Here is a 26,239-nt window from a genome sequence, read left to right as displayed (position 1 = left end):
TCGCGCAGGGGGCAGGTCAGAATCTCAGCATGGACGGCCACGAGAACGAACAGCACCGCACCGGGGACGAGGCGTCTCCGGAGCGCGGGCGCGCCCGCCGACTGACGGCGTGGCGGCCCGGTCACCGGCTGCGTCGGCTGGGTGTGGTGCTGGCTCTGCTCGCGGTCACGCTCGGCGGCATCGTGATCGGCACGTACGCGGGCGGCCACGTCGGCACCGACATCGGCCCGTTCCGGGCCGAACTGAAGCTCAGCCCGTCGCTGTCCGGCGGCACCACAGTCGACATCCCGCCGCTGGGCGCGCTACTGCTGGACAGCCACGACGGTCCGGCGTACCTCACCGTCGAGGTGGGCTCGCTGGACCAGGGGCGCACCGAGGCGCTCATCGACGACCCGGCCAGCATCAGCCGGGCCAGCCAGTCGGCCGTCCAGGACGTCCGCGACGGCGTGATGCGGCTCGGGCTGCGTACGCTCGCCTCGACCGTGCTGGCCACGCTGCTGCTGGCCGCGCTCGTCTTCCGGGACGTCCGGCGCACCGCCTGGGCCGGCGGTCTGGCGCTGGTCGTGACCGCCGGCAGCCTCGGCATGGCCGCGAGCACGCTGCGCCCGCAGGCGATCGAGGAGCCACGGTACGAGGGCCTGCTCGTAAACGCGCCGGCGATCGTCGGTGACGCGCGGCGGATCGCGAACGACTACACCAAGTACGCCGAGCAGCTCCAGCGGCTGGTCGGCAACGTCAGCAAGCTCTACACCACGGTCTCGGCGCTGCCGGTGGTGCAGCCGTCGCCCGGCACCACCCGGGTGCTGCACGTGTCGGACATCCACCTCAACCCGACCGGTTGGCAGCTGATCCGTACCGTGGTCGAGCAGTTCGGCATCGACGTGGTGGTCGACACCGGCGACATGACCGACTGGGGCAGCGAGCCGGAGGCGTCGTTCGTCGGGTCGATCGGCCTGCTCAAGAAGCCGTACGTGTTCATCCGCGGCAACCACGACTCGCCGCGTACCGCCGCCGCGGTGGCGCAGCAGCCGAACGCGATCGTGCTGAACAACTCGGTCACGACTGTGGGCGGGCTGACCATCGCCGGCATCGGCGACCCCCGCTTCACCCCGGACAAGGAGACCTCACCGGCCGGCAGCGGCCTCACCTCGGCCGTCGCCGACCAGGTGATCGGCGCCGGTGAACAGCTCGCCGCCACGATCGGGAAGTCGCCGCGCAAGGTCGACATCGCGCTCATCCACGACCCCGCCTCGGCCGGCCCGCTCTCCGGCACCTGCCCGCTGGTGCTCTCCGGGCACACCCACTCCCGGCAGGTGTCGAAGCTGCCGCAGGTGGAGGGCAAGCAGCCGACCACGCTGATGGTGCAGGGTTCGACCGGCGGTGCCGGGCTGCGCGGCCTGGAGGGCGAGAAGCCGACCCCGCTGACCATGACGGTGCTCTACTTCGACCAGCAGAAGCTGCTCCAGGCGTACGACGAGATCACCGTGGGCGGCACCGGGCAGTCTCAGGTCAACCTGGAACGGCACGTCATCCGCGACCCGGCCAAGGGCGACCAGGTCCCGGTGACCCCGACCCCGACCCGCGGCCCGTCGGAGTCGCCGTCGCCGGGTACGACCACGCTGAGCCCCACCCCCACGAGCTGACGGCTCCGCTTTCTCGCCGCTTCCCCTCGCGGTCAGTCCGGTGCTCCGCCACACCGACACCCGGTCACTCCGCGTCATAAATCCCGTCCGGCCCGGGCATGCCCCGCCGCCGACTTTGCTCTGCACCCATCGGCGCAGCAGGCACCGAGAGTCACCGCCTGGGTGGGTGCAGAGCGGTGGGCATTCCACTCCGCCCCAGCTCAGGACGGTGATGCGGATATGGCTGCAGAGCAAAGGGGCCGAGAGGTGAACGCCGAGGCCACCAGAGGCGGTTACTCTCCGCAGCCAACCCAGCCGTCACGTTCCGTGAGGGAGAACCAGTCGCCGCCCCACCCGGGTCGGCCAGGACAAGGCCCGCCGCGCCGGAGTCGAGCCGCGGGCCGGGGCCGCCCGGTATGTCCGGCCGGCCCCGTGGCGGAGTGCGGTCAGCGCAACGGACGCGCGCCTCAGCGCAGCGCGATCGCGGCCAGCGCGGCGTTGACGATGCTGCCGGGCAGCAGGTCGTGCAGCTCGTACAGCTCCCGGACGCTGCCGGACTGGCCGAACTCGTCCACGCCGAGCGGCACCGCCGGGGCGCCGACCGCCGAGCCGAGCCAGGCCATCGCGTGCGAGGCGGCGTCGTGCACGGTGACCACCGGCACCCGGTCGGCAAACGCCGACCGCAGCGCGCCGGGCACGCTCGGCACTGTCGCGGTCCGCACACCCTGGCGCAGCGTCCGCTGCCACGCGCGGTAGAGCCGGTCCAGGCTGGTCACGTCCACGACGTGCGCGGCCACGCCCTCCTCCGCCAGCTCGGCGGCGGCCGCCAGGACCTCCGGCAGCACCGCGCCGGAGGCGGCGAGCTGCACGACCGGGGCGTCGGCCAGATCGGGGTACGCCTGGTGCGCGTCGACGAGCCGGTACGCGCCGGCCACCACCTGCCGCCGCAGCACCGCGTCCCCGAGCCGCGTACGCGCGGCCTCGAACGGCGCCTGGTCGATCGGCCGGGTGCTGAGCCGGAAGTAGTACGCCCCGTCCTCGGCCGGCGCGGCGGTGGCGGCCGGAGCGGCGCCGCCGGCGATCTGCCCCAGCGCGTCGCAGAGCAGCCAGTCGAGGCTGCCGGCGTACGCGGGCTCCAGGAACGTCACCCCGGGCAGCTCCAGGCCGACCGATGCGGTGATGGTGGACTGGTGCGCGCCGCCCTCGGGCGCCAGCGTGATGCCGGACGGGGTGCCGGCCACCACGAACCGCGAGCCGGAGTACGTGCCGTAGAGGAACGCATCGAGACCGCGCAGCACGAACGGGTCGTAGACGGTGCCCACCGGCAGCAGCGGCTGACCGGACAGGTCCCACGACAGGCCGAGCTGGCCCAGCAGCAGGAACAGGTTCATCTCCGAGATGCCCAGCTCGATGTGCTGCCCGGCGGGGCTCTCGGTCCAGCGCAGCATCCGGTCCTCGGTCCAGGAACGCTGCTCGGTCGGGGCGAACACGCCCGTCTTGTTGATGAACCCGGCCAGGTTGGTCGAGGTGGCCACGTCCGGCGCGGTGGTCACCAGGTAGGGCGCGACCTGCGGATCGCGGGCCAGGTCGACCAGCACCCGGCCGAAGACCTCCTGGGTGGAGACGGGCTTGTTCGCGCGTACCCTCGTGGTCTCCGGAACGGTTACGCCCAGCGCACGCTCGCGCGGCGGGCGGGACAGCGCCTCCCGGCGCTCGCCGGCCCGGATGCCGGCCGGGGTCGCCGGGTCGAGGCGATCCCACTCGGTCTCGGCGGTCAGGCCGTGCGCGGCGCGCAGCGCGTCGATCTGCTCGGTGGTGAGCAGCGCCGAGTGGTTGCGCGGGTTGCCGGCGATCGGCAGACCCCAGCCCTTCACCGTGTACGCGAACACGACGCTGGGCCGGTCGGTGACCGCGTCGCACTGGGCGTACGCGTCGAGCATGGCCTGTGCGTCGTGCCCGCCCAGGTCGGTGACGAGCGGACCCAGCTCGTCGTCGCCGATGTCGGCGACGAACGCGGCGACCTCGGCCGGCGCGCCGTCCAGGAACTGCTTGCGCAGCGCCGGACCGGCCAGTCCGAACAGCGACTGGTACTGCTCGTTGGGCATCCGGTCGATCCAGTCGCGCAGCGCCGCGCCACCCGGCCGGGCGTACGCCTCGGCGAGCCGACGGCCGTACTTGACCTCCACGACGTGCCAGCCGGCCGCCTCGAACTGGCCGCGCCACTGGTTGATGCGGATGCCGGGGACGACCCGGTCCAGCGACTGGCGGTTGAAGTCGACGAGCCACATCACGTTGCCGAGCCCGGTGGTGGCCGGGTCGGCGACCGCCTCCCAGATGTTGCCCTCGTCCAGCTCGGCGTCGCCGATGATGGCGACGAACCGGGAGTGCGGGCGCGCGCCGAAGTGCGCGTCGACGTAGCGGCGGGTGACGGCGGCGAACAGCGGCGCGGCGGCGCCCAGGCCGACCGAGCCGGTGGAGAAGTCCACCTCGTCCGGGTCCTTGGTGCGCGACGGGTACGACTGGAGCCCGCCGCGCGCCCGCAGCTTGGGCAGGTACGACTTGTCGAGGTTGCCGAGCAGGTACTGGATCGCGTGGAACACCGGCGAGGCGTGCGGCTTCACCGCCACCCGGTCCTCGGCGTCCAGGTGCTGGAACCAGAGCGCGGTCATCGCGGTGACCAGGGAGGCGCTTGATGCCTGGTGGCCGCCGACCTTCACCCCGTCACCGGTGTCGCGGTCGTGGTTGGCCGCGTCGACGATGCGGGTGGCGAGCCAGAGCACCCGGCGCTGGATCTCGTCGAGGACGTCGAGGTCGTGCTGGTTCACGGTGACTCCATCCGGGCGTCGCCGTTGACGCCCTCTGCGGGGTGAGGAGCGGACGAAGGGCCCCTCCCCTGCCGGGAAAGGGCCCACACGACCGGATCAGGCGCCGAGGCGCGCCAGGATCAGCTCGCGGACGGTCTTCGCGTCCGCCTGGCCGCGGGTGGTCTTCATGACCGCGCCGACCAGCGCGCCGGCCGCCGCGACCTTGCCGCTGCGGATCTTGTCGGCGACGTCCGGGTTGGCGGCGATCGCCTCGTCCACGGCGGCGGTGAGCGCGCCGGTGTCCGAGACGACCTCCAGGTTGCGGTTGGTCATGATCTCGGTCGGCGAGCCCTCGCCGGCCACCACGCCCTCCAGCACGGTACGGGCCAGCTTGTCGTTGAGCTTGCCGGCGTCGACGAGGCCCTGCAGCTCGGCGACCTGGGCCGGGGTGGCGCCCACGTCGGCCAGCTCCACGCCGGTCTCGTTGGCGCGGCGGGACAGCTCACCCAGCCACCACTTCCGGGCGGCGGCAGGGGTGGCACCGGCGGCAACAGTCGCCTCGATCAGCTCGACCGCGCCGGCGTTGACCACCGACTGCATGTCGAGGTCGGACAGGCCCCACTCCTGCTGGATCCGCTTGCGGCGCAGCCGCGGCAGCTCCGGCAGGGCCGCCTTCAGCTCGGCCACCCACGCGGTGTCCGGGGCGAGCGGCACCAGGTCCGGCTCCGGGAAGTACCGGTAGTCGGTGGCGGTCTCCTTGGACCGGCCCGACGTGGTGTCCCCGGTGTCCTCGTGGAAGTGCCGGGTCTCCTGAGTGATTCGCCCACCGGCCTCCAGCACCGACGCCTGGCGCAGCATCTCCGAACGGACCGCCCGCTCGACCGAGCGCAGCGAGTTGACGTTCTTGGTCTCGGTACGGGTGCCCCACTCCTCACCCGGCCGGTTGAGGGAGGTGTTGACGTCACAGCGCAGCGAGCCCTCCTCCATCCGCACGTCGGAGACGCCGAGCGAGCGGATCACGTCACGCAGCTCGGCGACGTACGCGCGGGCGACCTCGGGCGCGAGCGCGCCGGTGCCGGGGATGGGCTTGGTGACGATCTCGACGAGCGGGATGCCGGCCCGGTTGTAGTCGACGAGCGACTCGGTGGCGCCGTGGATGCGACCGGTGGCGCCGCCGACGTGCAGCGTCTTGCCGGTGTCCTCCTCCAGGTGCACCCGCTCGATGCCGATGCGCACCAGCTCGCCGTTGACCTCGACGTCCAGGTAGCCGTCGAAGCACAGCGGCTCGTCGTACTGGCTGATCTGGAAGTTCTTCGGCATGTCCGGGTAGAAGTAGTTCTTCCGGGCGAACCGGCACCACTGCGCGATCGAGCAGTTCAGCGCCAGCCCGATCCGGATGGTCGCCTCGATGGCGGCCTTGTTCGCCACCGGCAGCGAACCGGGCAGGCCGAGGCAGACCGGGCAGACCCGGGTGTTCGGCTCGCCGCCGAAGTCGGTCGGGCAGCCGCACCACATCTTGGTGTTCGTGCCCAGCTCGACGTGGGTCTCCAGGCCGATCACCGGTTCGAAGCGCGCGACGACCTCGTCGTACGCGGGCAGTGTCGTCGTCATCTGAGCTCCAGGCGCGATCCGGACAGAACCGTTCCAGCCTAATCGGCTGGCCCGGCCACCCCGCTGCCGGGCTTCGAGATCACCGCGCGGGCCCCGCGACGGGGACCGGGCCCGGGCCGGGTGTCACTCGGGTGTGGTGAAGGTCCGCCGGCGGTTGTAGGCCAGAACGAGCAGGATGCCGCCGATGGAGAAGGCCACGACGCTCAGCAGCAGCAGGACGAGCGGCGAACCCGGTCCGGTGATCGGCAGCCACGCGCCGCTCACCTTCGACGGCGAGGGCGTCGGCTGGGGCGTCGCGGGGAGGCTGCTCTCCGACGGCGTGGCGGCCGGGTCGCTCGGCGTCGGCGTCGCAGTCGGGTCGTCCGGGTCGGGCGTCGAGCCGGTCGGGGAGGCCGTGGGGGTGGCCGGGGTGCGGGCGGCGACGGTCAGCGACACCTCCTTCGTGGCGCTGGTGCTGTACCCCTTCGCGCCGACGGTGAAGGCGAACGTACCGGCCTTGCTCGGGGTGCCGCTGAGCTTGCCCTTGTCGTCGAGGGTGAGGCCGTCCGGCAGGGCCCCGGCGGCCAGGGCGAACACGATGTCCGAGTCGCCGTCGGCGGTGAACCGGAAGGAGTACCGCTTTCCGACGGTGGCAGCGGGCGGTTCGCCGGAGGTGAACGCGGCCGCTGCCTCGGCGACGACGACAGTGGCGTTCTGCTCGTCGAAGCGGCCGTTCTTGTCGGTCATCCGTAACGTGAACGTGTACGTGCCCGGCGTGGTCGGCGCACCACCGAGCGACGTCCCCACCACGAGCATCCCCGTCGGCAGGCCGCCCGACACCACTGTCAACGAGTACGGCCCGGTGCCACCCGTCGCCTCGACGGTGTGGATCGCGTACACCCGGCCGAGGTACATGGGCGACCGGGGCTTGCCCGACGTGATGACGACAGTCGGTTCGCGTACCTCGATCGTCGCCGTCTGCTCGTCGAAAAGGCCGTTCTTGTCGGTCATCCGCAGCGTGAACGTGTAGGTCCCCGGCGTGGTCGGCGCACCACCGAGCGACGTCCCCACCACGAGCATCCCCGTCGGCAGGCCGCCCGACACCACTGTCAACGAGTACGGCCCGGTGCCACCCGTCGCCTCGACGGTGTGGATCGCGTAGACCTGCCCGATCACCATCACCGACCGGGGCTTGCCCGACGTGATGGTGACGGTCTCGGTGGCGGCGGTAGCCGGTTGCGCGGCGGCCGGTTGACCGGCGCCCAGCAGCAACGCGACGACCATCGTCAGGGCCATGACCGGGCGAAGTGTCCCCATCGCACATCCAGCTCTCGGTCGGAACCGCTCGCGTCCGCCAGCGGGCCACAGTCCAGTCGAATCAGCAGACTCGGAGTCTATTCGACCAGTGCCAGTGACCCCGGGCAATCCACTGATCGGTGATCACCGTGTCGGTACGGAGGCGGCCGGGCCGCCTCCGTACCGCTTGGTTCAGAGCGCCGGCGGGGTGAGCGTGCCGACGGCGCCCTCCAACGCGGCCGCGACCCGGTACATCCGGTCGTCGGCCATCGTCGGCGCCATGATCTGGAAGCCGACCGGGAGCCCGTCGGACAGGCCGCACGGCACCGAGATGGCCGGGCCGCCGTACAGGTTCGTCGGGATGGTGAACAGGTCGGCCAGGTACATCTGGTACGGGTCGGCGGTACGCGAACCGATCGGGAACGCCACGAACGGCGTGGTCGGCGAGATCAGCGCATCGACCTGCTCGAACGCGCTGGTGAAGTCCCGAGTGATGAGCGTGCGGACCTTCTGCGCCTGGCCGTAGTAGGCGTCGTAGTAGCCCGACGAGAGCGCGTACGTGCCGATCATGATGCGGCGCTTGACCTCGGGGCCGAAGCCGGCCTCGCGGGTCAGCGACATGACCTCCTCCAGCGACCGGTTGCCGTCGTCGCCGACCCGCAGGCCGAACCGGACGCCGTCGAACCGGGCCAGGTTGGAGGAGCACTCGCTGGGCGCGATCAGGTAGTACGCCGGCAGCGCGTACTTGAAGTGCGGGCAGGAGACCTCGACGATCTCGGCGCCCAGCTTCGCCAGCGCCTCGGCCGCGTCGCGGAACGCGGCCATCACGCCCGGCTCCGCGCCCTCACCGGTGAACTCGGTGACCACGCCGAGCTTCACGCCGGTCAGGTCACCGGTGGCGCCGAGCCGCGCCGCGGCCACCACGTCCGGCACCGGGGCCGGGATCGAGGTGGAGTCGCGCGGGTCGTGACCGCCGATCACCTGGTGCAGCAACGCGGCGTCGAGCACGGTACGCGCGCACGGGCCGGGCGTGTCCAGCGAGGACGAGAACGCGACCAGGCCGTAGCGGGAGGTGCCGCCGTAGGTGGGCTTCGCGCCGACGGTGCCGGTGACCGCGCCGGGCTGGCGGATCGAGCCGCCGGTGTCCGAGCCGATCGACAGCGGTGCCTCGTACGCGGCCAGCGCCGCCGCGCTGCCACCGCCGGAGCCGCCCGGAATCCGCTCCAGGTCCCACGGGTTACGGGTCGGCCCGTACGCGGAGTATTCGGTGGAGGAGCCCATCGCGAACTCGTCCATGTTCGTCTTGCCGAGCATCACCGTGCCGGCGTCGCGCAGCCGCTCGACGATCGTCGAGTCGTACGGCGGGCGCCAGCCCTCCAGGATCTTCGACCCGACGGTGGTCGGTACGCCCTTGGTGGTGAGCACGTCCTTCACCGCGACCGGCACACCGGCGAGCGGGCCCAGCTCCGCACCGGCGGCGCGGCGCTCGTCCACGGCACGCGCGGCGGCCAGCGCTCCCTCGGTGTCGACGTGCAGGAACGCGTGCACCCGGTCGTCGACGGCGCCGATGCGGTCCAGGTGGGCCTGGGTGACCTCGACCGCGGAGGTCTCGCCGCTCGCCACCAGCCCGGCGATCTCCACGGCGCTCAGCTTCGTCAGCTCGCTCATGAGGCCACATCCTCGTCCAGGATCCGCGGGACGCGGAACCGCTGCTCCTCGGCGTCGGGGGCGCCCGACAGCGCCTCCTGCGGGGTCAGACCCGGCCGCACCACGTCCTCGCGGAGCACGTTCGTCAGCGGCACGGAGTGGGACGTCGGCGGGATGTCCGCCGCGGCGACCTCGCCGACCTGCGCGACCGACTGGAGGATCACATCCAGCTGGCCGGCGAAGGTGTCCAGTTCCTCCTCCGTGACGGCGAGCCGCGACAGTCGCGCGAGGTGCGCGACCTCCTCGCGGGAGATGGCGGCCATCAGTGCCCCCTTCGTGGCTGTCCTGAGACGTCTGCGGTGGACCGGCCGCGCGTGCGGGCGTGCTCGATGACGCGCGGTGACCGGAGCGAGTCTATTGTCCCGCCGTCACGACGACGCCTTCGACTCCCCCTCCGGCGCCGGACCGCCGCGGCCCACCGCCTCCGCCGGACGCACCGGACGGTAGCGGGACAGCCAGGCCACCAGGTCCTCGGCCGGCATCGGCCGGGCGTGGAACCAGCCCTGCGCCACGTCGCACCCGGCGGCGTGCAGCAGCCGCCAGGTGCGCTCGTCCTCCACGCCCTCGGCGACCACCCGCAGCCCGAGCGCGCCGGCCAGCTCGATCATCGAGCGGACGATCGCCGCGTCGTCCGGGTCCTCGGCCATTCCGAGGACGAACGACCTGTCCACCTTCACCTCGGACAGCGGGAGCCGGCGCAGGTGCTGCAGCGACGAGTAGCCGGTGCCGAAGTCGTCCAGCGCGATGCCGACGCCGATGCGGTGCAACTGGGTGATGCTGGCGAGCACCCGCCGCGGGTCGGCCATCAGCGCGCCCTCGGTGATCTCCACCTGGAGGCGCTCGGGCGGCACGCCGTACCGGGTCAGCCGGTCGGCGATCTGGTCGGCGATCTCGCCGGTGTGCAGGTCCCGGACGCTGACGTTGAGCGCGGCCCGCAGCGTGAGCCCGGCCGCCGACCACTTGGCGAGCTGCTCCACCACGTCGTCGACCACGCGGCGGGTGAGCAGCCGCATCACCGCGCTCTGCTCGGCGACCTGGATCAGCTCGCCCGGGTCGACCATGCCCCGGCGCGGGTGCCGCCAGCGCAGCAGCGCCTCGACGCCCACCACCTCGCCGGTGGCGATGGCGATCTGCGGCTGGTAGTACATGGTGATCTCGCCCGGGTGCCCGGCCTGCTCGTCCGCCTCAGCCCCCGCGGTGCTCCCGTCGGCGGTCGGCCCGATGACGCCCGGCGCGCCGGTGCTCACGGCCGCCTCCGCGTCCTGGGTGACGTCGGCGTCGGCGGTCTCCGGCGCGAACTCCGCGTCGCCGACCACGAGCGGACCCGCACCCGGTCCGGCGCCGGCCCGGGCGGCCCGGCGGCGGATCGGGTCGGCGCGGGTGAGGATCTGCTCGATCAGGTCGTCGTCGTGCCGCTCCTCCGCGCGGTCGCGGCGGCGCCGCAGCCACCGGTTCGGCCCGTCACCGGACCGTCCCCGGCCGCCCTCGCGCGCCGGGCGCTGGTTGCGGGCCGGGCGGTCGGCCCGCACCGGCAGCGCCGGGGTCAGGGCCGCGCCGTCACCCCCGCGTACGCCGACCGTCTCCCCGCCCTGCGCGGACGGGCCGGACTCCAGCACCCGGCGCAGGTCGGCCAGCAGACTGAGGCGCTCGGCCGAGTTGTGGTCGGACTCCGGCGCGTACACCGCCACCGTGTCGTTGCGGTGCTTCGCGTCGTACATGGCCACGTCGGCGTGACGCATCAGGGTGGCGAAGTCCTCGCCGTGGTCCGGGTAGAGCGCGATGCCGATGGCGCCGCCCACGTCCAGCGGCAGCCCGTCCAGCGGCACCGGTTCGGCGAGCGCGGCGACCACCCGGCCGGCCCGCTCGCGGGCCTGGTCGATGTCGGTGAGCCGGGGTACGACGATGGCGAACTCGTCGCCGCCGAGCCGCGCCACCATGTCACCGGCGCCCACAGCGCCCATCAGCCGGGCGCTCACCTCGACCAGCAGGCGATCCCCCACCGCGTGCCCGAGCGCGTCGTTGACGTGCTTGAACCGGTCGAGGTCGAGCAGCAGCAGCGCCAGGTGCGCGTCCGGCGCGCCCCGGGCGGCCCGCTCGCCGTGCAGGTGCACCTGCTCGGCCACCTCGGTGAGCAGCGCCTTGCGGTTGGGCAGCCCGGTGAGGGGGTCCACGTCGGCGAGCTGTTCCCGCTCCTCGGAGAGCCGGGCCATCCGGTAGACGGCGAACAGCGGCACCAGCACCAGCGGGATCAGCGCCGCGCTGGCCCGCGCGGCGGCCACCAGCACCGGTGCGAGCAGCAGCAGCGAACCGGTGGACAGCAGCTCGTACGCCAGGCCGCTGCGGACGCTGGGCCACCACCTGTCGCCGAACCGCAGCCGGACCGCGGAGCTGACCAGCCCGTAGTTGACCACGAACCAGGCGAGCGTCGCGCCGCCCACCGCCGCCACGTCGGTCCAGTGCAGCCGGCCGCCGCCGAACAGCTCGCCCGGACCGAGCCGGGTGACCGCGTACGCGGCGGCGAGCGCGCACGCGTACTGCGCGGCGTTGAAGCCGGTGCGCCAGGGGGCGTACCCGAGTCGCCAGCCGCTGACCGCCACGGCGACGGCCTGCACCGCGACAGCCGGGCCGAAGCCCCAGCCGAGCAGGATCGCGAAGGTGAAGCAGGTCGACGGGAACACCGCAGACGTCTGCCGGCGGCCGGGCGGGACGAACGGGCGGGCGTCGCAGGCGACGGCGAGCACCGCCATCGTCCAGAACGCGGCCGGCAGCTCGGTCAGCCGGTCGGTGAGCGCGACGAGCGGCCCGGCCGAGACCAGCAGAGCGACCGCGCCGATCGCGGCGACGAAGCCGAAGAACGGCCCGCTCCGCCCGGGCGGGACGGAGTTACGCGGGTCGCCGGTCTCCATCGCACCTCCCGGGGAACGTCCTGGCGCGCGCCGTCACGCGTCGTACGCCAATGAAACGCCCTCCGAGGCGATTTCCCCGACACGACAGTCACGAATCGGTCGGAGTCGTAATTAACTTGGTATCCGCCGGACGAAAGCTGTGACCAGCCTGTCAGTCCTCCACCCGGGCCACCTCGCGGGCCGCCTCCGGGCCGGAGTCGAGCAGCACCCGGAAGCCGTCCTCGTCGAGGATCGGCAGTTTCAGGGTGGCGGCCTTGTCGGCCTTGGAGCCGGGGTTGTCGCCGACCACCACGAAACCCGTCTTCTTGGAGACCGAGCCGGTCACCTTGCCGCCCCGGACCTGGATCGCCTCGGCCGCCTGGTCGCGGCTGAACCCGCTCAGCGTGCCGGTGACCACCACAGTGACGCCGTCGAGCGGTCGCGGCCCCTCGTCGGCGGCCTCCTCGGCCATCCGGACGCCCGCCTCGGCCCACTTGCGCACCACGTCGCGGTGCCAGTCGACGGCGAACCACTCCTTCACGCTCGCGGCGATGGTCGGGCCGACGCCGTCCACGGAGGACAGCTCCTCCTCACCGGCGGCCTCGATCGCGGCGACCGAGCGGAAGTGCCGGGCGAGCGCCTGGGCGGCGGTCGGGCCGACGTGCCGGATGGACAGCGCCACCAGCACGCGCCACAGGTCGCGTTCCTTGGCCTCGGCGAGGTTCTCGAGCAGCTTGGTGGCGTTGCTGCCCAGGCTGCCGTCCTTGTTGACGAAGAACGGCGACCGGCTCAACTGCTCGGCGTCGAGCTGGAACAGGTCGCCCTCGTTGGTGATGATCTGGGCGTCCAGAAGCGCCGCCGCGCCCCTCTCGCCGAGCACCTCGATGTCGAGCACCTTGCGGCTGGCCAGGTAGAAGACCCGCTCGCGGATCTGACCGGGGCAGGCGCGCCCGTTGGGGCAGCGGATGTCGACGTCGCTCTCCTTGGCCGGCGCGAGCGGGGTGCCGCAGGCCGGGCAGGTGGTCGGCATGACGAACGGGCGGGCGTCGGCCGGGCGCAACTCGACCACCGGGCCGAGCACCTCGGGGATCACGTCGCCGGCCTTGCGCAGCACCACCGTGTCGCCGATGAGCACGCCCTTGCGCTCGACCTCGCGGGCGTTGTGCAGGGTGGCGTAGGCGACGGTGGAGCCGGCCACCCGGACCGGTTCGAGCACGGCGCGCGGGGTGACCCGGCCGGTGCGCCCGACCTCCACCTCGATGTCGAGCAGCTTGGTGTTCACCTCCTCCGGCGGATATTTGAAGGCGATCGCCCAGCGGGGCGCGCGGCTGGTCGAGCCGAGGCGGCCCTGGATGGAGACCGGGTCGACCTTGACCACCACGCCGTCGATCTCGTGCTCGACGTCGTGCCGGTGCTTGCCGTAGTAGGCGATGTAGTCAGCGACGCCGGCCAGGTCGTCCACCACCCGCCACCGGTCGCTGGTGGGCAGCCCCCACGCCTTGAGCGCGGCGTACGACTCGGACTGCGCGGCCGGCCGGAACCCGGTGCGCGCGCCGATGCCGTGCACCACAAGGCGCAGCGGGCGGGAGGCGGTCACCCGGGGGTCCTTCTGCCGCAGGCTGCCGGCGGCGGCGTTGCGCGGGTTGGCGAACGGCGCCTTGCCCTGCTCGACCAGGCTCGCGTTCAGGTCGGCGAACGCGGCCACCGGGAAGTAGATCTCGCCGCGCACCTCCAGGAGATCGGGCACGTCGGGGAAGTCGTCGGCCGGGGTCAGCCGGGCCGGCACACCCTTGATGCTGCGCACGTTGGCGGTGACGTCCTCGCCGGTGCGGCCGTCGCCCCGGGTGGCCGCGCGCACCAGCCGGCCCTTGGAGTAGGTGAGGTTGATGGCGAGCCCGTCGACCTTCAGCTCGCACAGGTAGGGCACCGGGCCGCCGGCGTCCCGCTCGACCCGCTCGGACCAGGCGGCCAGTTCCTCGTCGGCGAAGGCGTTGTCGAGCGAGAGCATCCGCTCGGCGTGCGCGACCGGGGTGAAGTCGGTGGAGAAGGTGCCGCCGACCCGCTGGGTGGGTGAGTCGGGGGTGCGCAGCGCCGGGTATTCGGCCTCCAGCGCCTCCAGCTCCCGCAGCTGCTCGTCGAACTCGGCGTCGGTGACGGTCGGCGCGTCGAGGACGTAGTAGCGGTACTGGTGTTCGGTCAGCTCCTGGCTGAGCGTGGCGTGCCGCTCCCGGGCCGCCGGGGTCGGCTCGGCGCCGGCCGCCGCGTCCTGGGCCGCGTCGACCGCTGGGGGAACCGCTTCTTCGGACACGCCGCCGCCTTCGGACACCGCTGTCGACCTCCCGTGTTGGTGCTACCCGAGAACCGTAGCGGTCGGCTGTGACAGCCGTCCGGTCACCTGCGCCGAGCAGGGCGGACCGGTGCCCGCCGCGCCACCCGGGCGGGTCCGCCGCGGCCGTGCGACGATCGCGTCGGCGGTAGTGGGCGACAACGGTCGGAAGGCGGGCGGCGGATGCGCGACGGGGTGATCTGGGCGCTGGTGATCGTGGCCTGCGTCGCGGCCGGCTGGCTGTGGAACGAGTGGCGCCGCCGCGCGGCCGACCGCGCCGCCGGCACGCGCGGCCGGGCCGACGGGCGGCGGGACACCGGGCGTGGCGGCCGGACCGGCACCGACCGGCCCGGCGGAGGGCGCGGCGACGAGCGGGCCGGCACCGGGCCACGGGGTGACCGCGCCGGCGCGGCGCCGAGGCCCCGGGGCGCCGGGCGGGACCGGGACGAGCCGCGCCCCGGGGAGATCTGGTGGGCCGACGTGCCGTACGCCGACGGGACCGGTTCGAAGGTGCGTCCCTGTCTGGTGCTGCGGGTCGACGGCGGGGACGCCGAGGTACTGAAGATCACCAGCCAGGACAAGTCGGACCGGGACGACCACCTGCCGATCCCGACCCGGGACTGGGATCCGGGCGCCGACCACGACAGCTACCTCGACGTGAGCGAGCCGATCCCGGTGCCGCTGGGCGCGTTCGCCGACCGGGCCGGCACCTGCGACCCGGACCTGTGGCGTGGTGTCCGGCGGCTGAGCCACCTCGCCGGCTGAGCGAGCGCGTCACCCCTCGCCGCGGGAGCCGCCGCCGGACGCCTCCCCGTCGAACGCGGCGGCGAGCGCGGTGAGCTGACCGGCGTACTCGATCCGGCCGGCCCACCCGGCGGGCCAGGCGGCGATGCCGTACGCGGCGCCGACGAACGCGCCGGCCAGCGCGGCGATGGAGTCCGAGTCACCGGCCGTGGTGGCGCCCCGGGCCAGCGCGCCGACCGGGTCGTCGCGGTGGCGCAGCGCGCAGAGCAACGCGGTGGCGAGCGCCTCCTCGGCGATCCACCCCTCGCCGGTGAGCCGGCACGGGTCGCCGCCGTCGTCCGGGCGGGCCAGCGCCGCCTCCAGCCGGCCGAGCACGCGCAGGCAGTCGTCCCAGCCCCGGGCGACGAACTCGGCCGCGCTGCTCTCGCCGGGCCGCTGCCACAGGTCACCGAGCCAGTCGTCGCGGTAGACGGTGCGCTGCTCCCGGGCCCGATCGGTGAGCAGGCCGGGCAGTTCCGGCAGCGCAGCGCCGTCGCGCAGCAGCCGGACCGCGTACGCGGTCAGCTCGCTCGCCGCCAGCCCGGTCGGATGGCCGTGGGTGAGGCCGGCCTGGAGCTGGGCCAGCCCGGCCATCGTGTCCAGGTCGACGTCGAGCAGCCCGACCGGGGTGACGCGCATGTTAGCGCCGCAGCCCTTCGAGCCGGCGACAGTGGCCTCCTGCCAGCGGGCACCCCGGGCCAGCTCGGCGCAGGCCCGCAGGCAGGTCATGCCGGGGGCGCGGTTGTTCTCCGGGCTGATGGACCAGTCGACGAAGCGCTGCCGCAGCAGCGGCTCCACCGCCTCGGCCGTGTACGCGGGCGCGTCGTGCAGCGCCCACGCCACGGCGAGCGCCATCTGGGTGTCGTCGGTGACCAGGGCCGGGTCGCCGGTCAGCTCGCGCGGACCGGCCGGACCGTAGCGGCGGACGATCTCGGTGACGGTGAGGAACTCGGTCGGCTTGCCCAGGGCGTCGCCGTAGGCCAGGCCGAACAGCGAACCGGCGGCGCGGCCGGTGGCGGTGGAGGCGGTCACGGTGGCGATCATGCCCCCACCACGCAAGCCGGGGAAGATCAGTCCCAGCAGAGGCAGAACGGGTGGCCGGCCGGGTCGGCGTAGACCCGGAAGCCCTCCCCCTCGCCCGGTAGCCGCCGCGCGCCGAGCGCCAGCGCCGCCTTCTCGGCCGCCTCGATGTCGTCGACTGTCACGTCGAGGTGGAACTGCTGCGGCCGGGCCGGGTCGGGCCAGTCGGGGGCGCGCAGGCCCGGCGCCCGTTGGAAGGCCACCCGTGGCTGGTGCCCGGGTGGACCGCCGAGCACCACCCACTCGTCGCCGTCGGAGTTCTCCTCCACCAGCGGCAGGCCGAGCAGCTCGGAGTAGAAGGCGGCGAGCGCGTGCGGATCGGGGCAGTCGATCACTGTGGAACGCAGTCGTCCAATCATGCCGGTCATCGTGCCCGGCGGGTACGACGGAAAAACGTCAGTCCTCGGCGAGCCGCCGGCCCGCGTCGCGGCAGGCGGTGAGCACCGCGCGGGCGTACCCCGGGGTGGCGCCGGCCAGGCCGCACGCGGGAGTGACCACCACCTGCTCGGCCAGCCGGCGGCGAGGGAAGCCGAGCTGGTCCCAGACCCGCCGCACCCGGTCGGCGACCTGGGCCGACGTCGGCGCCCGGCCGGACGGCGGCGGCAGCGTCGGCGCGGCGCCGGCCAGCAGCCCGAGCCCGGCGTCGATCGCCTCGCCGAGCGGGTCGAGGTCGGTGACCAGCGACAGGTCGAGCGCGACGCCTGCCGCACCGGCGGAGCGGATCAGCTCCAGCGGTACGTCCGGCGCGCAGCAGTGCACGAGCGCCGGTACGCCGGCCGCCTCGATCACGTCGCGCAGCAGCGCCCGCGCCACCTCGGTCTCCACCGGACGGTGGGTGCCGAGGCCGCTCTCGGTGGGCACCCGCCCGGCCAGCACCGCCGGCAGGGACGGCTCGTCGAGCTGGAGCAGCACCGAGGCGCGGGGCAGCCGCCGGGTCACCGCCTCGACGTGCCCGCGCAGCCCTTCGCCGAGCGAACCGGCGAGGTCGCGTACCGCGCCGGGGTCGCGCAGCATCCGGCCGCCGATCGGCAGCTCCAGCGCGGCGGCCAGGGTGAACGGCCCGGCGGCCTGGACCTTGACCGGGCCGGCGTACTCCTCGGCCTGCTCGGCCAGCTGGTCGAGGTCGCGTTCCATCAGGTCGCGGGCGCGGCGCAGGTCCCGGCCGGGGCGCGGGGCGATGCGCCAGCGGGCCGCGTACAGCTCGACAGGCAGTTCGACGAGCAGGCCGGCGCTGCGGCCGACGAGGTCCGCGCCCGGCCCTCGGGCGGGCAGTTCGGGCAGGTGCGGCAGGGCGGGCAGCTCGCCGAGCACGATCCGCTGCGCCTCGGCGATGTCGGTGCCGGGCAGCGACCCGATCCCGGTCGCCGCGCCGGTGGGCCAGGGCCACGCCTGCTCAGTCACGGCCGCAGCCTATCCGCTGCCCGTACGAGGTCAGGCGGCGGTGATGGTGGCGGAGCCGAGGACCACGTCGCCGGCCGGGTCCGGCCGGTAGGCCACGATCGCCTGGCCGGCGGCGACACCGCGGACCGGGCGGCGCAGCGACGCGCGCAGGCCGTCGGCGTCGACCTCGACGGCGGCCGGCACCACGTCGCCGTGGGCCCGCAGCTGCACCTCGCACTCGACCGGCCCGTCCGGGCGTGGCCCGCCGGTCCACACCGGGCGCGTGGCGCGCACGTCCGAGACCTCCAGCGCCTCGGCCGGGCCGACGGTCACCGTGTTGGTGGTCGGGGTGATGGACAGCACGTAGCGGGGGCGGCCGTCCGGCGCCGGGCGGTCCAGGTGCAGGCCGCGCCGCTGCCCGACGGTGTACTGGTAGGCGCCGCTGTGGCTGCCCACCACCGCGCCGGTGAGCGCGTCCACCACCTGGCCCGGCGCCTCACCGAGCCGCTCCGCGAGGAAGCCGCGGGTGTCGCCGTCGGCGATGAAGCAGATGTCGTGCGAGTCGGGCTTGTCGGCCACCGCCAGGCCGCGCCGGGCGGCCTCCGCGCGCACCTCGGCCTTCGTCGAGTCGCCCAGCGGGAAGATCGACCGGTCGAGCTGCGCGCGGGTCAGCACCGCCAGCACGTACGACTGGTCCTTGGCCGCGTCGACGCTGCGCCGCAGAAGGCCGTCGGCGCCGAGCCGGGCGTGGTGGCCGGTCACCACCGCGTCGAAGCCCAGGGCCACGGCCCGGTCCAGCACCGCGGCGAACTTGATCTTCTCGTTGCAGCGCAGGCAGGGATTCGGGGTACGACCGGCGGCGTACTCGGCCACGAAGTCGTCCACCACGTCGTCGTGGAACCGGTCGGCCATGTCCCACACGTAGAACGGGATGCCGAGCACGTCGGCGGCGCGCCGGGCGTCCCGGGAGTCCTCCAGCGTGCAGCAGCCCCGGGCGCCGGTGCGGTACGTCTGCGGGTTACGGGCCAGCGCCAGGTGCACGCCTGTCACGTCGTGCCCGGCCTCCACCGCCCGTGCCGCCGCGACGGCGGAGTCCACCCCGCCCGACATCGCCGCCAGAACCCTCACCGGCCCACTCCCCTCGTCCTCACCGAGGGTATCCGGGTCAGCGGGGCGTACGGAGGGCGGCCGCGCGGCGGGCGCGCTCCACCGCCGCCGGAAGCGCGGCGATCAGCGCGTCCACGTCCGCGCCGGTGCTCGTGTGGCCGAGCGTGAAGCGCAGCGAGGACCGGGCCCGGTCGTCGTCGGCACCCATCGCCAGCAGGACGTGCGAGGGCTGCGCCACCCCGGCGGAGCAGGCCGACCCGGTCGAGCAGGCGATGCCCTGGGCGTCCAGGAGCAGCAGCAGCGCGTCCCCCTCGCAGCCGGGGAACGAGAAGTGCGCGTTGCCGGGGAGCCGATCGGCCGGGTCGCCGTTGAAGATCACTTCGGGGACGGCCTGCCGGACCCGCTCGACCAGTTCGTCGCGCAGCGCGGCGACGCGGGCCGCGTACTCCTGCTGGCCCTTCACCGCGGCCTCGACGGCGACCGCGAAGGCGACGATGCCCGCGGTGTCGAGCGTCCCGGACCGCACGTCACGCTCCTGGCCGCCGCCGTGCAGCAGCGGGGTGGCCGCCACGTCGCGGGCCAGCAGCAGCGCACCCACGCCGGCCGGGCCGCCGAGCTTGTGCCCGGTCACGGTGAGCGCCGACACGCCGCTGGCGGCGAAGTCGACAGGTACCTGCCCGACCGCCTGGATGGCGTCGGTGTGGAACGGCACCCCGTGCTCGGCGGCGACGGCGGCCAGCTCGGCCACCGGCTGGACGGTGCCCACCTCGTTGTTCGCCCACATGGCGGTGACCACAGCGACGCGCTCGCCGTGCTCGGCCAGCTCGGCGCGCAGGCGTTCCGGGTCGATCCGCCCGGCCGCGTCGACCGGCAGCCGGCCGACCTCCGCGCCCTCGTGCTCGACCAGCCAGTCCACCGCGTCGAGGACGGCGTGGTGCTCGACCGCGCTGGAGACCACCCGGACCCGCTCGGCCCGGCCGGCGCGACGGGCCCAGAAGACGCCCTTCACGGCGAGGTTGTCGCTCTCCGTACCGCCGCCGGTGAAGATCACCTCGGAGGGGCGGGCACCGAGCGCGGCGGCCACCCGCTCGCGGGACTCCTCCACCCGTCGCCGGGCCCGGCGACCCGCCGCGTGCAACGACGACGCGTTGCCCACCTCGCGGGCGACGGCGACGTACGCCTCGAGTGCCTCGTCCAGCATCGGGGTCGTCGCCGCGTGATCAAGGTATGCCATCACGGTTCAGCCTAACGGCCTGCGTACCCGGCGCCGGGGGCCGGACCGCCCCGTCCCACCCGGGGCGGTCCGGCCGCTCACGCGGAACGCCCGTGATCACGCGGGAACGGCTGTGATCACGATGTTGTCCCGGTAGCTGCGGGTCTTCGCGTCGAACGGCCCGCCGCAGGTGATCAGCGTGAGGCGGGGCTTCCCGTCGCGCGCGAAGTACCGCTCCAGCGGGATCTTCGACTTGCGGTACTCCTCCCGGGCCACCACCCGGTAGGCGCGCTCGCGGCCGTCCGAGCCGGTGGCGGTGAGCTCGTCCCCCTGGCCCAGCTCACGCAGCCGGAAGAACGCGCCCTTGCCCTGCTCGGCACTGTCCACGTGCCCGGCGATCACCACCGAGCCGGCGCCGGCCTCCAGGCCGGGGCCGTAGCGGTACCAGCCGACCTGGTCCACGCTGGGCGGCACCTCGAACTCGTCGGTGCGCTCGTTGACGCCGACCGGGTTGACTGTCGCGGTGACCCGGATCGGCGGGATGCTCAGCTTCACCGGCGGCACGATCTCGCTGTCGCCGGGCAGCGTCCCCGGGTTCACCGGGACCGAACCGCCGCCGGTCGCCGCCGGCGTGGGCGTGGGTGTGGCGCTCGCCAGGGCGGTCACCTCGTCGCCGCCGACGTCCTCGGCGGGCTCCGATCCGCACGCCACCACCGTCGCCAGGATGAGCGCGGCGGCGCCGGCGGCCATCGCCGCCAGCGCCCCGCGGTTGCGCACCGTCACCGGCGACCGGCCCGGGCGGTTGCCGCCACCCGCGCCCCGCCGCCGACCAGGAGCAGCACGCCGGCCCCGGCCAGCACGTACCACCAGGTGTCCACGCCGGTGCCGGCCTGGCCGCCGGTGCCGCTGGGCACGCCGCCCGGCGCCGAGTGCAGCCCGTTGATGGTCTGGGCGACCACGCTCAGGTTCTTCGCCTCGGCCGAGCCGATCGCGTAGACGATGGTGGCGGTGCCCTCCTTCAGGTTCAGGTCGGCCGGGCCGATGGCGACGGTGTCGGTGCCGGCGAGCACCACGTCCGCCTCGACCGAGCCGGCGGCCACGTCCGCCTTCGCCTCCTTCGGGTTGGTCAGGTCCTCGAAGACCGGCTTGCCGCCGGCCCGCACGTCGACGGCCGGGGCGGCGGCGGTGTGCCGGACGATCAGCCGGGCCTTGCCGGCACCCACCTTGGACACGTCGTTGACGAACGGGGTGATCTGCGGCTCGCCGGCGGCGCTCAGGTGGGCGGCGAGGCTGATGTTCGCCCCGCCCGGCACCTTCGCGTCGTCCACCTTCAGGATCGCCTTGTCGACCGCCTCACCGGGCTTGGTCAGGGCGATGTCGTACTCCCCCTCGGGCAGGGTGAGCGGGCCGGCCACGTCACCGGGCTTGAAGTTGTTCAGCGTCTTCTCGCCGTTGACGTACACGTCGACCGGGGTGTCCGGGATGCCGTGGACCACGGAGACCTTCGACGAGGCGGCGTAGGCCGGGCTCATGGTGGCGGCGCCGACGCCGGCGAAGGTGAGGGCGGCCACCGCGCCGCCCGCGGCGACCCGACGGAACATCGCGTACTGCATTGTCTGCCTCCTGGTGGTTGATGCTGATTCGTCAGGCCTGGCTTGCAGAACGGGTTACGCCGGCTCCGTCGCCCCCGGATGCGCCCGGATCCGATTTCTTTTTCCCGTCTCCGGGCGCATCCGCCGGACCCTCCGGCGACGAAGGAGAGGTGACGAGGGTCGTGACCGACACACCGGGAGAGTGGGGCGAGGGCTGTGGGAGTTACAGTCGGGCATGCCCCACGGAAGGCGAGCCGCCCGGTGACGGCGGCCAGGCAGGGCCCCGAACCGCCGGGCGAGGACGACCTCGCCACCCGGTTCCGCGACGGCGACGAGGCGGCCCTGCGAGAGGCGTACGACAGGTACGGGCGGGCGGTGCTGCACCTGGCCACCACGACGCTCGTGAACCGCAGTGACGCCGAGGACGTGACCCAGGCGACGTTCGTCGCCGCCTGGCTCGGCCGGGAGACGTTCGACCCGGCGAAAGGCTCACTGGTCGGCTGGCTGCTCGGAATCGGGCGGCGCAAGGTGGTCGACCGGATCCGGGCCTCGGCCCGGGAGACCCGGGTGGTCGAGACGGTGAAGCAACTGCCGGAACCGGTCTCCACCGGCCCCGACCCGGACACGGTGGTCGACCGGCTGGTGGTCGCCGACGAGCTGGCCCGGCTTCCCGACGAGCAGCGCCGGATGCTGGAGCTGGCGTTCTACGACGACCTGACACATCAGCAGATCGCGGCGGTGACCGGAGTGCCGCTCGGCACCGTCAAGAGTCACATCAGACGCGGCATGCAGAGCCTGAAACGCAGATGGGAGGTGGACGGTGCAGCACCTGGACCACGACCGGCTGGTCTTTCTGGCGCTCGGTGAGAGCGAGGCGGCTGACGGCGAGGCCACCCATCTGGACACCTGCGACCACTGCCGGGGCGAGATGGAGACGCTCCAGCACGTCGCCGGGCTCGGCGCGGGCACGCAGGGACTGGCCGAGCTGCCCGACCCGCCCGAGCACATCTGGCAGGGCATCGTGGCCGAGATCCGGGCCGCCGAGGAGCTGCCGACGCTGACCGATCGGCGCCTGCCGCGCCCGGCCGACCCGGTGGAGCCGGCCGCCGTACCCGTCGTGGCACGTCGTCCGCGGCGGACCCGGCGCTGGCCCGGGTGGGCGACCACGGCGGTCACCGCCACCGCCGCCGCGGTGATCGGCGTGGCCGGTACGGCCGCGGTGCTCGGCGGCGGCGGTGGCGAGCCGGCCGATCCGCAGCCGTCTGTGCTGGCCAGCGCGCCGCTCGCCGCGTTCGGTTCGACGCCGAAGGACGCCTCCGGCGACGCCCGGGTGCTCGGCGACAACCGATTGCATCTGCACGTGGCGAATCTCCCGACCGTTCCGGGGTACTACGAGGTCTGGCTGATCGATCCGAACACGATGGATATGTTCTCCGTGGGTACGCTGAGCAACGGATCAGGGGACGCGCTCCTGCCGATCCCCCCGAACGTCGACCTGCGTACCTACACCGTGGTCGACGTCAGCGCGGAGCAGTACGACAACAAGCCCGGCCACTCCGGCGACAGCCTGCTGAGGGGCACCCTGACGGGCTGATCGGCGGGCCGGCTCAGCTCCCCGGCCCGCCGATCAGCTCCCTACGAGAAAGGCCGCCGCCCGGTGCACCGGGCGGCGGCCTTCTGTCACGCGACGCTCACTTGCGCTTGCGGATCTCCTCGGCGGCCTGCGGGACGACCTTGAACAGGTCGCCGACCACGCCGTAGTCGGCCAGCTCGAAGATCGGCGCCTCGGCGTCCTTGTTCACCGCGACGATGGTCTTCGAGGTCTGCATGCCGGCCCGGTGCTGGATCGCGCCGGAGATGCCCAGCGCGACGTAGAGCTGCGGGGAGACGGTCTTGCCGGTCTGGCCCACCTGGAACTGGTGCGGGTAGTAGCCGGAGTCGACTGCCGCGCGGGACGCGCCGACCGCGCCGCCGAGCAGGTCGGCCATCTCCTCGACCAGCTTGAAGTTGTCGGCGTTGCCGACACCGCGGCCGCCGGAGACGACCACCGACGCCTCGGTCAGCTCGGGGCGGGAGCCCTTCTGCTCGGCGACCCGCTCGACGACCTTGGCCAGCTTGTCCGCGTCGGTGACCGACACGGTGAGCTGCTCGACCGCCGGGGTGGCAGCGGCCGGGGCCGGGTTGAGCGAGTTCGGCCGGACGGTGACCAGCGGCAGGCCCTTGGTGACCTTGGACTTGACGATGGTGGAGCCGGCGAACGCCACCTGGGTGGCGGTGCCGTCGGCGGCCAGGCCGACCACGTCGGTCAGGATGCCGTTGTCCAGCTTGACCGCGAGGCGGGCGGCGATCTCCTTGCCCTCCTGCGACGAGGCGAGCAGCACGGCGGCCGGCTGGACGCGCTTGACCAGCTCGGCGACCACAGTCGCCTTGGGGGCCACCAGGTAGCCGTCGATCTCCTCACCCTCGGCCGCGTAGATCTTCTCCGCGCCGTACTCGCCGAGCTTGGCGCTCAGCGCCTCGGCGGCGCCGGCGCCACCGAGGACGACCGCGCTCGGGCTGCCCAGCTCGCGGGCGAGGGTGAGCATCTCCAGGGTGACCTTCTTGACGCCGAATTCCTTGGTGGCTTCGACGACGACGAGAACCTCAGACATGTCAGTGACCTCTCACACGAACTTCTCGGTGGCGAGGAACTCGACCAGCTTCACGCCGCCCTCGCCCTCGTCGGTGATCTTCTCGCCGCCGGAGCGCGGCGGGCGCTTGGAGTGCTCCACCACAGCGCTGGTGGCGCCGTCGAAGCCCACCTCGGCCGGGGCCACGCCCAGGTCGCCCAGGGAGAGCGTCTGCACCGGCTTCTTCTTGGCCGCCATGATCCCCTTGAAGGACGGGTAGCGCGGCTCGTTGATGGTGTCCCAGACGGAGACCACGGCCGGGGTCGAGGCGGTGACCACCTCGTAGCCCTCCTCGGTCTGCCGCTCGACGGTCAGGCTGGACCCGTCGACGGTGAGCTTGCGCGCGCCGGTCAGGGCGGCCACGCCCAGCCGCTCGGCGATCATGTGCGGCATGACCTGCACCCGGCCGTCGGTCGACTCGGCGCCGCAGATGACCAGGTCGGCGCCCAGCTGACCGAGGGCGGCGGCGAGCACCTTCGAGGTGGCCACCGCGCAGGAGCCGTGCAGGGCGTCGTCGACGACGTGGACGGCCTTGTCCGGGCCCATGGAGAGCGCCTTGCGGATCGACTCGGTCGCCCGGTCCGGACCCATGGTCAGGATGGTGACCTCGCCGCCGTGCGCCTCCTTGATCTTCAACGCCTCCTCGATGGCGTACTCGTCCATCTCGTTGATGACGTTGTTCGCCGAACCGCGGTCGACGGTGTTGTCGTCAGAACGCAGGTTGCGGTCCGCGCCCGAATCGGGCACCTGCTTGACGAGTACGACGATGTTCATCGCGCTTCGACGACCCTCCTGTTTGGTGTAGCGATCACTCGCCCGGTCACGGGCGCAGCCTCCCGCGTGACGCAACGTGGGTCAACCGCGGGCAGCTGTGCACTTCCCCACGAGGCAATGTTACCCGCAAGTAGCATGGCCGCCCCGGCGGCCCGGAGTGACGCAACTCACCGCCGTCACGCCGCCTCGGTCAGCGCCTGCCGGATCTTCTCGATCGCCGCCGCCTCGGCCGGCTCGATCCCCCGGTGCGCCTGCGCCACCCGATCCGCCGCGTCCAGCACCACCGACCGGTACGTCTCGACGTCCCCCGGCGACTTGGCGCGCAGGATCTCCACCGACCGGCCCAGCGCGGGCAGCACCACCGACTCGACCTCCAGGACCGAGTCCCGAGGGAGTTGCGGCAGCGGCCCGGTGGTCAGCGCCTCCTTCACCACGCCGCCCACCTCGCCGAGCGCGCCGGAGGCGGCGAAGCTCTCCCGCACCATCGCCAGCACCCCCGGTACGGCGTTGGAGACCAGGAACACGGCACCGAACGCGCCGGTCTTCAGGGTGAGCCGCTCGTCCGCCGTCAACCGCTCCATGATCACGGAGTGTAGACGTAGGGCGTGGAGGTGGTGACCGCAACGAGCCCGAGCCGCTCCAGGATGGGCCGGCTGTCCGGCGAGCAGTCCACCTGCAGCAACGCCTTGCCGCGCTGCTGCGCCAGTCGCGCCCGGTACGCCACCAGCGCCCGGTAGATGCCCTTCCTGCGCCACTGCGGCAGCGTCGAGCCGCCCCACAGGCTGGCGAAGCCGGTGCCACGCTGGTAGCGGATCCAGCCCGCACTGACCACCGTCTCCCCCGCCTCGGCCACCACGATCGTGATCGACTGCGGATCCGCCTCGATCTCCCGGGCCAGCCCGTACACCAGGTGGCTGCGGTCCTCCCGCCAGACCTCCTCCTCCATGTCGGCGATCCGCTCCAGGTCGGCCCGGCTGGTGACCTCGCGCAGGCGTACCCCCTCGGGGAGCACCGGGACGGCGGCGGCGAGCGGCGCGACCGGGCCGACCACGACTGTCTCCTGGTCCTCCGGGACGAACCCGGCGGCGCGCAGCCGGTCGGCCAGGTCGGCCGGCTCGTCGTGACCGGCGAGCTTCCACTCGACCGCCTCGCCCCGTTCCCGGAAGACCTCGACCTGCCGGGCGATCAGCGCGTCCAGCTCGGCGCCGGCCAGGCCGTCGAGCGTCCGGTAGGTGAGGAAGCCGCGGTGGTCGAGGCCGAGCACGCGGAACAGCGGGCCGTCGCGCTCCACCGTCACGCCGGCGGGCGCCGGATCGGGCAACTCCGGACGAAGCTGGCTGTCGTAGGCGTCACGCAGCTCGCGCGCGTCAAGATCGGTCATCCCCCCAGGCTAGGCGCGGGGCAAAGCGGA

The 26,239-nt window shown here is 73.5% G+C and carries 22 protein-coding genes; 4 read left to right on the top strand and 18 right to left on the bottom strand.

Going from position 1 to position 26,239, the window contains the following annotated elements; all coding sequences use genetic code 11:
- The first annotated feature begins 29 nt into the window (after positions 1 to 29).
- A complete protein-coding gene (locus O7546_RS04880) occupies positions 30 to 1,643 on the top strand; it encodes a metallophosphoesterase (protein ID WP_194799635.1) in 1,614 nt (537 codons plus the stop codon).
- Between the two features lie 446 nt (positions 1,644 to 2,089).
- On the opposite strand, the gene O7546_RS04875 is transcribed toward O7546_RS04880, so the two are convergent.
- The 7 genes from O7546_RS04875 to ligA form a co-directional block, all read right to left on the bottom strand.
- A complete protein-coding gene (locus O7546_RS04875; protein ID WP_194799634.1) occupies positions 2,090 to 4,447 on the bottom strand; it encodes a pyruvate dehydrogenase in 2,358 nt (785 codons plus the stop codon).
- Between the two features lie 96 nt (positions 4,448 to 4,543).
- Entirely contained in the window at positions 4,544 to 6,037 is a 1,494-nt protein-coding gene (gene gatB / locus O7546_RS04870; protein ID WP_281600544.1) for an Asp-tRNA(Asn)/Glu-tRNA(Gln) amidotransferase subunit GatB, read from the bottom strand.
- A 123-nt stretch (positions 6,038 to 6,160) separates the two neighbouring features.
- Complete coding sequence (locus O7546_RS04865) at positions 6,161 to 7,312, bottom strand: putative Ig domain-containing protein (RefSeq protein WP_228531620.1); 1,152 nt, start codon at positions 7,310 to 7,312, stop codon at positions 6,161 to 6,163.
- A gap of 192 nt (positions 7,313 to 7,504) precedes the next feature.
- Positions 7,505 to 8,980: an Asp-tRNA(Asn)/Glu-tRNA(Gln) amidotransferase subunit GatA gene (gatA, locus tag O7546_RS04860; protein WP_281600543.1), complete on the bottom strand. Its 1,476-nt coding sequence runs from the start codon at positions 8,978 to 8,980 to the stop codon at positions 7,505 to 7,507.
- Entirely contained in the window at positions 8,977 to 9,282 is a 306-nt protein-coding gene (gene gatC / locus O7546_RS04855; RefSeq protein WP_013284468.1) for an Asp-tRNA(Asn)/Glu-tRNA(Gln) amidotransferase subunit GatC, read from the bottom strand. Before gatC ends, gatA begins: the two co-directional genes overlap by 4 nt.
- A 105-nt stretch (positions 9,283 to 9,387) precedes the next feature.
- Positions 9,388 to 11,925, bottom strand: a complete 2,538-nt coding sequence (locus O7546_RS04850) for a GGDEF domain-containing phosphodiesterase (protein ID WP_281600542.1) — start codon at positions 11,923 to 11,925, stop codon at positions 9,388 to 9,390.
- Positions 11,926 to 12,076: 151 nt separating this feature from the next.
- Positions 12,077 to 14,212: an NAD-dependent DNA ligase LigA gene (gene ligA / locus O7546_RS04845; RefSeq protein ID WP_194799629.1), complete on the bottom strand. Its 2,136-nt coding sequence runs from the start codon at positions 14,210 to 14,212 to the stop codon at positions 12,077 to 12,079.
- 201 nt (positions 14,213 to 14,413) lie between these two features.
- Between ligA and O7546_RS04840 the strand changes: the two genes are divergently transcribed.
- Entirely contained in the window at positions 14,414 to 14,995 is a 582-nt protein-coding gene (locus O7546_RS04840; protein WP_194799628.1) for a type II toxin-antitoxin system PemK/MazF family toxin, read from the top strand.
- A gap of 9 nt (positions 14,996 to 15,004) precedes the next feature.
- Here the strand turns inward: O7546_RS04840 and O7546_RS04835 are convergent, their stop codons facing one another.
- The 7 genes from O7546_RS04835 to O7546_RS04805 all read right to left on the bottom strand — a co-directional run bounded on the left by O7546_RS04835 (position 15,005) and on the right by O7546_RS04805 (position 21,406).
- Positions 15,005 to 16,057, bottom strand: a complete 1,053-nt coding sequence (locus O7546_RS04835) for an ADP-ribosylglycohydrolase family protein (protein ID WP_194799627.1) — start codon at positions 16,055 to 16,057, stop codon at positions 15,005 to 15,007.
- Between the two features lie 26 nt (positions 16,058 to 16,083).
- The gene (locus O7546_RS04830) at positions 16,084 to 16,452 is read right to left on the bottom strand and encodes a VOC family protein (protein ID WP_184682833.1); all 369 of its coding nucleotides are present in this window, start codon (positions 16,450 to 16,452) and stop codon (positions 16,084 to 16,086) included.
- 37 nt (positions 16,453 to 16,489) lie between these two features.
- Positions 16,490 to 17,494: a methionine synthase gene (locus tag O7546_RS04825; RefSeq protein ID WP_194799626.1), complete on the bottom strand. Its 1,005-nt coding sequence runs from the start codon at positions 17,492 to 17,494 to the stop codon at positions 16,490 to 16,492.
- Between the two features lie 30 nt (positions 17,495 to 17,524).
- Positions 17,525 to 18,601: a tRNA 2-thiouridine(34) synthase MnmA gene (gene mnmA, locus O7546_RS04820; RefSeq protein ID WP_013284461.1), complete on the bottom strand. Its 1,077-nt coding sequence runs from the start codon at positions 18,599 to 18,601 to the stop codon at positions 17,525 to 17,527.
- Between the two features lie 37 nt (positions 18,602 to 18,638).
- Positions 18,639 to 19,814: a cysteine desulfurase family protein gene (locus O7546_RS04815; RefSeq protein WP_269696263.1), complete on the bottom strand. Its 1,176-nt coding sequence runs from the start codon at positions 19,812 to 19,814 to the stop codon at positions 18,639 to 18,641.
- A gap of 96 nt (positions 19,815 to 19,910) precedes the next feature.
- The gene (locus O7546_RS04810) at positions 19,911 to 20,576 is read right to left on the bottom strand and encodes a class F sortase (RefSeq protein WP_194799624.1); all 666 of its coding nucleotides are present in this window, start codon (positions 20,574 to 20,576) and stop codon (positions 19,911 to 19,913) included.
- Positions 20,573 to 21,406 carry a DUF4397 domain-containing protein gene (locus O7546_RS04805; RefSeq protein ID WP_194799623.1) on the bottom strand — a complete coding sequence of 278 codons (834 nt, stop codon included), beginning with the start codon at positions 21,404 to 21,406 and terminating at the stop codon, positions 20,573 to 20,575. Before O7546_RS04805 ends, O7546_RS04810 begins: the two co-directional genes overlap by 4 nt.
- 240 nt (positions 21,407 to 21,646) lie before the next feature.
- Between O7546_RS04805 and O7546_RS04800 the strand changes: the two genes are divergently transcribed.
- Positions 21,647 to 22,252, top strand: coding sequence for a sigma-70 family RNA polymerase sigma factor (locus tag O7546_RS04800; protein ID WP_013284457.1), 606 nt, complete (start codon positions 21,647 to 21,649; stop codon positions 22,250 to 22,252).
- Entirely contained in the window at positions 22,206 to 22,979 is a 774-nt protein-coding gene (locus O7546_RS04795) for an anti-sigma factor (RefSeq protein ID WP_194799622.1), read from the top strand. Before O7546_RS04800 ends, O7546_RS04795 begins: the two co-directional genes overlap by 47 nt.
- Positions 22,980 to 23,076: 97 nt before the next feature.
- On the opposite strand, the gene O7546_RS04790 is transcribed toward O7546_RS04795, so the two are convergent.
- From O7546_RS04790 to O7546_RS04775, 4 genes are all read right to left on the bottom strand, one after another.
- A complete protein-coding gene (locus O7546_RS04790) occupies positions 23,077 to 24,036 on the bottom strand; it encodes an electron transfer flavoprotein subunit alpha/FixB family protein (protein WP_194799621.1) in 960 nt (319 codons plus the stop codon).
- A gap of 12 nt (positions 24,037 to 24,048) precedes the next feature.
- Positions 24,049 to 24,828: an electron transfer flavoprotein subunit beta/FixA family protein gene (locus O7546_RS04785; RefSeq protein WP_194799620.1), complete on the bottom strand. Its 780-nt coding sequence runs from the start codon at positions 24,826 to 24,828 to the stop codon at positions 24,049 to 24,051.
- A gap of 176 nt (positions 24,829 to 25,004) precedes the next feature.
- Positions 25,005 to 25,409, bottom strand: a complete 405-nt coding sequence (locus O7546_RS04780; protein ID WP_194799619.1) for a hypothetical protein — start codon at positions 25,407 to 25,409, stop codon at positions 25,005 to 25,007.
- Positions 25,410 to 25,411: 2 nt separating this feature from the next.
- Positions 25,412 to 26,209 carry a GNAT family N-acetyltransferase gene (locus O7546_RS04775; protein WP_194799618.1) on the bottom strand — a complete coding sequence of 266 codons (798 nt, stop codon included), beginning with the start codon at positions 26,207 to 26,209 and terminating at the stop codon, positions 25,412 to 25,414.
- Positions 26,210 to 26,239 lie beyond the last annotated feature (30 nt).

This window comes from Micromonospora sp. WMMA1976 (genome assembly GCF_027497335.1).
GTDB lineage: Bacteria > Actinomycetota > Actinomycetes > Mycobacteriales > Micromonosporaceae > Micromonospora > Micromonospora aurantiaca.
The sequence above is the reverse complement of the archived record's forward strand: the minus strand, read 5'-3'. Positions and strand labels throughout refer to the sequence as shown.